The organism is Tissierellales bacterium (assembly GCA_035301805.1).
In the GTDB taxonomy this organism is placed as follows: Bacteria; Bacillota; Clostridia; order Tissierellales; family DATGTQ01; genus DATGTQ01.
Genome location: DATGTQ010000126.1, coordinates 20,842 through 27,384, shown reverse-complemented (window position 1 = coordinate 27,384; position 6,543 = coordinate 20,842). Strand labels below are relative to the sequence as shown.

Below are 6,543 nucleotides of genomic sequence, written 5' to 3'. Positions count from 1 at the left end.
AAGTTCTATTGCTGCATTTGGACCTTCTACACCACAAGATGAAACACCACAAGATACAATTCAAAGACCAAATACTATGTATGGTGTAACAAAAGTGGCAGGAGAATTACTATGTGACTATTACTACCATAAGTTCGGATTGGATACGAGAGGTGTACGTTTTCCAGGTTTAATTTCTAATGAAACATTGCCAGGTGGTGGAACTACTGATTATGCTGTACACATTTATTATGATGCTTTAAAACAAGGTAAATATACATCATTTATAGCTGAAGGTACAAAAATGGATATGATGTATATGCCAGATGCTCTTGATGCCATAATCCAACTAATGGAAGCAGATTCATCAAAGCTTATTCATAGAAATGCCTTTAATATTACGGCTATGAGCTTTGCCCCAGAAGATATTTATGCTGAAATCAAAAAGCATATGCCAGATTTTGAAATGGATTATGATGTAGACCCAGTAAGACAAGGAATAGCAGATTCTTGGCCAAATTCATTGGATGATTCAGATGCAAGAAAAGAATGGGGTTGGGATCCAAAATATGATCTAGAAAAAATGACAGTAGATATGTTAGAAAAACTGAAAATAAAATTAAATAAATAATATTTATATTACTTATAAAGAGGGCTCTAGAGGCTTCTTTCATGTTAGGGATATATATTAATGGGTTTCTTTTGATATAAAAAAGAAACCCATTTTGTATTTATTATAAAATATATTTGATAAATTTCATGGCAATAATGAAATGATCTTAATATTGGAGAAATAGATGTATGTTATAAGACATCTCATATTTATAAAGTAATCATTGATTAAAGTAAAGGTTATTAATATTACATAAAAGATTTCAGATAAAAACATCTTTCTAAAAAATACATATATGATAAGTATTACTTAAATAGACAAATTTGAGAAGAAGAAAAAGAAATTATAGAAAGAGTATTTGTAGAATTTAAAGGAATATATAAGCAAGTGGATAAACTTGAAAAGATTAAAGAGGAAGTTTATTTTACTAGTGTAATAAAATTAATTATATAAAGATTAATTAATGTAATCACATAAAGACAAGTTATGGAATATATTATTATTAGGAAAAAGAAATATTTTAATGTAAAGTTTAAATTTTATTTGTGTGATTTCATAAATAATTAATTTTAAGAAAGGAGATTTAGACTATGTCAAAAGTTTATTATTATAATCCAAATAAATGTTGTAACAAGCATGATCATTTTCATGAAGAACATCATAAATGTAAATGTCATAAACCATCAAAGAAAGATTGTAAACCACAGAATACCCGCCTTAAATGTAAAGAAGTATGTGGAGCAGTAAATGTACCTTTTATTAATTTGGCGACTACACCACCGGTACAAACCACAATAGGGAATGTTTCTGTTGATTTAAGGTGTTTTGATAAACCAAAATTGAAGATAGATTTTTCTGCTATAGCTAATATTAATTTAACTGTAGCTACTGATTTCACATTAACATTTAGAGTATTTAGAAGATGTGATGATGGACCTGAGGTAGAAATAGATACAATTGTTATACCAAATACAATTCCAGTTACAGAAGCAATTGTTGCATCAAATCCAGTAAGTTTTAGTATATGTGATGAAGATTTTTGTCCAGCAAAGTGTTGCACTTATAGAATAACAGTTGAAGGGACATCTACTGCAGATATAACAGGTTCATTTAATATAAGTAAGGGAGTTATATCCACATTAGTAAGTGAAGAGTGCTAGATATATAAGATTATAATATTAGTTATAATTAAAACTCCTTTCTAGTAGTATACCTGACTAGAAAGGAGTTTACAATAATTATATTTAGAATTAATGTATATGAGGTGACTTAAAGTTGATTGCTAGAAAGTATTATATTTGTTTATTAAGTACAAAAAATTATGCTATGCAAGTTATGTATGTGTTAGAAAAGTTAGGATATAAAAGATTTGAATTAATATTTACTCCTTATGAAATAAAAAAAGGATGCAATTATTCAATTAAATTTAATAACTTAGAAGATCTGAATATTATTATAAATGAAGTATATAAATTAAACATTAATATTGAAAGTGTATATAGTATTGAAAGGATAAATGGGAAAAAAGTTATTAAAAAGATAAACTACTTTATTTAAAATTAAAAAAGCCCTTTTTATTTTTAGATCTTTCTACATTAATTATTTTTTCTTTTATTGTTTTTAATTCATGATCCATAGCATTAGAAATAATAAGTATTTCTTCTAGTATTTTTTTTATTTCTAATATATCATTTTTAAATTTAATAAGCTCTGATTTATTAATAGAAGTTATTTTATTTTGTTTTTGAGTTTGGTGTTTTATATTTATTTTTTCTTCTATGTTATTTTTATTATTTTCGGCATTATCTTTTATATTATAACTAATTTTATTGTTATGGTTGTCGTTAAAAAATAATGTTATATTGTCATCAATAGTTCCATAATAATTATTGATTTTATTATTAGGATATTCTTTTTCAAAATTAGATGAGTATTTTAATAAGTATATTGAAGATACATCTAACTTTTTTTTATCTATAACCTTCCAAGATTGGCCATAGTTAGTTGAATTTAGACATCCTATTTCATCATCTTTTAAATATATTATTTTTAGTATTCCATTGTTTTCTAGCATAATAGGAGTATTGATACAATTACTAACAATAGGTAAATTTATTGTTTGCCATCTAAATTTATTTTGCCCAATATGTGATAATGTTTTATATTTAAGAATGTATTTTTTGTTTTCCAGACTAGACCATAGAATATGGATGTTGTTTTTTGAATCTACAAATAAATACGGAAATATATTATTTGTTTTAAGTAACGAAATTTTTTCTATTATTTGGGACCATTTTTTAATAAAAATATTATAAAAAAGATAATAGATGTGTGATGAATCTTTTTCGTTAGTCTTAAATATAAGATGTATATTGCCTAAACTATCTGAATCAATATAAAAGGGAGTAAGCATTTTTTGGGAAAATATACTTGTTACAGTTTTCTTTTTCCATTGGGAAGATTCTTGGGTTAATTGTTCTATACTCCATAAGTTAACATTTACTAGATTGGCACAAGCATAGAAAATATTTATTGAACCATTTGATATGAATAAAGTTAAATATTTATAAATATTTGATTTAGTATTTAATTTAAGTACTGATTGTTTAGTCCATTTGTTTTGAATGTAGTTAGAATGTATCAAAGTTCCATTTTCAATTAAATATATTAATTGTACTTTATCTTTTTTATCAATAACTACTGAAAAATCTAACACATTACTATCTATTTTAAAAGGAAAGTTATTAGTAATATTTTCATCTTCTAATAAAGTGAAAACTAAATTATTTTTTTTGTCAATATAAAAATTATAGAGTACTCCTTCTGAATTTTTAATAAGTTCACACTGGTTTATTTGAATATTCAATTTATTACCTCCTTTTTTATAAAAAAAGCACAAAACTTTATATAGTTCATAATATGACAGTAAGAGTTAATTTATTAAAGATAAAGGAGTGAAAATAATGACTGAAGGTTTTAAATTCTCTAATTGTAATGGGAAAATGGAATTTGACTTGGATCAAATTAAGGAATTGGACTGTATTATGGTAGATAAAGTTTATGATCAATGTCAGCAAAGAGAATGTTATCCTAAAGTAGAAATTGATATAGGTTCTAAATCTTTTGATATTATAAGATTTAAACAGGGATTTATAATGCCAGATACTTTAAAAATATCTGATATACCAAATAAGCCACACTTTAGGAGAGTTCAATTTACATTAAGGGTACCATACGAGGTAATTTTATCTGATGGTACATCGGTAGAAGGATTTTTACCAGATACTAAAAGCGATATAGTAATGTTTATACCGGATACAAGAGATGAGTTTGAATTTAAAATTATTGTAGAAACTAATTCCCAAGTATTAGGTCAACCTATGGTAATAGAAAAAAATCTTACATTTACGGCAGGTTTATTTATAATAATTAAAGTTTTAGGGAGGGTACAATTATTAATTCCTACGTTTGGATTTTGCCCAGAGCCACCGGAATGTGAAGAGTTTAGTCCAGAAGATATTTGTGAAGATTTTGATTGTCATCCATTTCCATTATTCTTTCCACTGCAATATCAAGATATATTTGAAGATGAAGACTAAAAGAAGAGCATATGCTCTTCTTTTTCGTATTTTAATTAATAATTTATGTTTTAGAGAGAATCTAAATTACTGGGGCGGTCTTAATTGGCTTGCAAAGTGGGTCAGCTGGGACCGTCCCTTTTGGCTTAAATTTTAAGTCAACCAGGACGTCCCTTGTGATTCATATTTAAAAAAATGAATGTTGACAGAATTGGTAGGGTATAATATACTTAAGATGTAATACCAACTAAAGTAGTTGGAATTAAAGAGGTGAAGAAATGAAGCTTTCAACTAGAGGTAGATATGGTTTAAAAGCAATGTTTGAATTAGCCCTACATTATGGAGAGGGGCCTATTTCTTTAAGAAATGTAGCTAGTGAACAAAAGATATCTGAAAATTACTTAGAGCAATTAGCTGCCAAGCTTAGAAAAGAGGGACTACTTGAAAGTGTAAGGGGAGCACAAGGAGGATATATGTTAGCTAAAGCCCCTGATGAGATAACAGTGGGAAATGTATTACGTGTATTGGAAGGAGATATGGCTCCTGCTGATTGTATACTAGATAGTGAATTGCATAAGTGCAGTAGAGAAGAAGAGTGTGTTACAAAATTAGTTTGGTTAAAGATTCGTGATAGTATTGATGAGGTTATAGATACTATTACATTAAAAGACATGATAGAGGAACACGATAAATTAATAACTGAAAAAAATTAATGAGCTTAGGAGGAACTTTTATGAGAAAATATATTTATATGGATAATGCATCTACTACACCTGTTAAAAAAGAAGTGTTAGATGAGATGTTACCATATTTCAGTGAAAACTATGGTAATCCATCAAGTGTATATTCTTTAGGGAGTAAGTCAAAAAATGCTGTCGAAATTTCAAGGGAGAAAGTAGCAAATGCAATAGGTGCAAAACCTAAAGAGGTTTTTTTTACTGCTGGTGGCTCAGAAGCAGATAATTGGGCTATTAAAGGCGTTGCTTCTGCAAATAAAGATAAAGGAAATCATATAATCACTTCGAAAATAGAACATCATGGTATACTTCATACTTGTAATTATTTAGAAAAAAAAGGCTTTAAGGTAACTTACTTAGATGTTGATGAGTATGGAGTAGTAAATGTTGAAGAATTAAAAGAGGCAATAACTGATGAAACTATACTTATTACAATTATGTTTGCTAATAATGAAATAGGAACTATCCAACCTATAAAAGAAATTGGGAAAATAGCAAAAGAAAGAAATATATATTTTCATACAGATGCTGTTCAGGCTATAGGAAATATTGAAATAGATGTTAATGAATTAAACATAGACTTGCTTTCTATGGCTGCCCATAAGATTTATGGACCAAAAGGAACAGGTGCATTATATGTCCGTTCAGGTGTGAAAATAGATCCATTAATTGCAGGAGGAGGGCAAGAAAGAAATAGAAGGGCAGGTACTGAAAATGTACCTGGAATTGTTGGTATGGGGAAGGCTATAGAATTAGTTTATGAAAATTTAGAAGAGAAGAATACAAAGATAATAAAACTTAGAGATAGACTAATAAAAGGAATTTTTGATAATATAGACTATGTAAGATTAAATGGCCATCCAACTAATAGATTGCCAGGAAACGTAAATATATGTTTTGAGTTTATTGAAGGTGAGTCTTTGTTATTAAGTTTAGATATGAAAGGTATAGCTGGTTCTAGTGGTTCTGCTTGTACTTCTGGTTCATTAGATCCTTCACATGTATTATTGGCTTTAGGGTTGCCACATGAAATTGCTCATGGTTCCTTAAGGCTATCTTTTAATGAAAATAATACTGAAGAAGAAATTGATTATGTAGTGAAAAGCTTAATAGAAATTGTTGGAAGATTAAGAAGGATGTCTCCATTATATGAACAAATAGAGAAGGGGGAAAAATAAATGTATTCAGAAAAGGTTATGGATCACTTTACAAATCCAAGAAATGTTGGAGAAATAGAAAATGCCGATGGTGTGGGAGAAGTAGGAAATGCAAAATGTGGGGATATAATGAAAATGTATTTTAAAATAGAGGATAATATTATTACCGATGTAAAATTTAAAACTTTTGGTTGTGGCTCTGCAATTGCTTCCTCTAGTATGGCTACAGAACTTATTAAAGGGAAAAGCGTAAACGAAGCTATGAAAATTACAAATAGAGCTGTTGCTGAAGCTTTAGATGGATTGCCGCCTATAAAAATGCACTGTTCTGTATTAGCAGAAGAAGCTATAAAAGCTGCACTTTTAGATTATTCACAAAAAAATAATGTTCATATAGAAGGGCTAGAAAACTTTGAGCCAACCGAAGATCATCATTAATAAAAAACTACTGTAATTGTTTACAGTAGTTTTTCATTTTA

General features: G+C 28.0%; 8 protein-coding genes. 7 read left to right on the top strand and 1 reads right to left on the bottom strand.

Annotated features, from left to right (window positions below; all coding sequences use genetic code 11):
* The 3 genes from VK071_06025 to VK071_06015 all read left to right on the top strand — a co-directional run.
* A partial coding sequence (locus VK071_06025; protein ID HLR34872.1) for an NAD-dependent epimerase/dehydratase family protein occupies window positions 1-610 on the top strand: 610 nt, incomplete at its 5' end.
* A 572-nt stretch (window positions 611-1,182) separates the two neighbouring features.
* A complete protein-coding gene (locus tag VK071_06020) occupies window positions 1,183-1,752 on the top strand; it encodes a DUF4489 domain-containing protein (protein HLR34871.1) in 570 nt (189 codons plus the stop codon).
* Between the two features lie 115 nt (window positions 1,753-1,867).
* Window positions 1,868-2,149 carry a putative Se/S carrier-like protein gene (locus tag VK071_06015; protein ID HLR34870.1) on the top strand — a complete coding sequence of 94 codons (282 nt, stop codon included), beginning with the start codon at window positions 1,868-1,870 and terminating at the stop codon, window positions 2,147-2,149.
* Here the strand turns inward: VK071_06015 and VK071_06010 are convergent.
* Window positions 2,142-3,458 (bottom strand): hypothetical protein, encoded by a 1,317-nt coding sequence (locus VK071_06010; GenBank protein ID HLR34869.1) that lies wholly within the window; start codon window positions 3,456-3,458, stop codon window positions 2,142-2,144. The two genes, VK071_06015 and VK071_06010, sit on opposite strands and share 8 nt — an antisense overlap.
* A gap of 97 nt (window positions 3,459-3,555) precedes the next feature.
* Between VK071_06010 and VK071_06005 the strand changes: the two genes are divergently transcribed.
* The 4 genes from VK071_06005 to nifU all read left to right on the top strand — a co-directional run bounded on the left by VK071_06005 (window position 3,556) and on the right by nifU (window position 6,502).
* Entirely contained in the window at window positions 3,556-4,191 is a 636-nt protein-coding gene (locus tag VK071_06005) for a hypothetical protein (GenBank protein ID HLR34868.1), read from the top strand.
* Window positions 4,192-4,448: 257 nt separating this feature from the next.
* Window positions 4,449-4,883, top strand: a complete 435-nt coding sequence (locus VK071_06000) for an Rrf2 family transcriptional regulator (protein ID HLR34867.1) — start codon at window positions 4,449-4,451, stop codon at window positions 4,881-4,883.
* Window positions 4,884-4,903: 20 nt separating this feature from the next.
* Window positions 4,904-6,085 (top strand): cysteine desulfurase NifS, encoded by a 1,182-nt coding sequence (gene nifS, locus VK071_05995; GenBank protein HLR34866.1) that lies wholly within the window; start codon window positions 4,904-4,906, stop codon window positions 6,083-6,085.
* Entirely contained in the window at window positions 6,086-6,502 is a 417-nt protein-coding gene (nifU, locus tag VK071_05990; GenBank protein HLR34865.1) for a Fe-S cluster assembly scaffold protein NifU, read from the top strand. It begins immediately after the preceding gene.
* Window positions 6,503-6,543 lie beyond the last annotated feature (41 nt).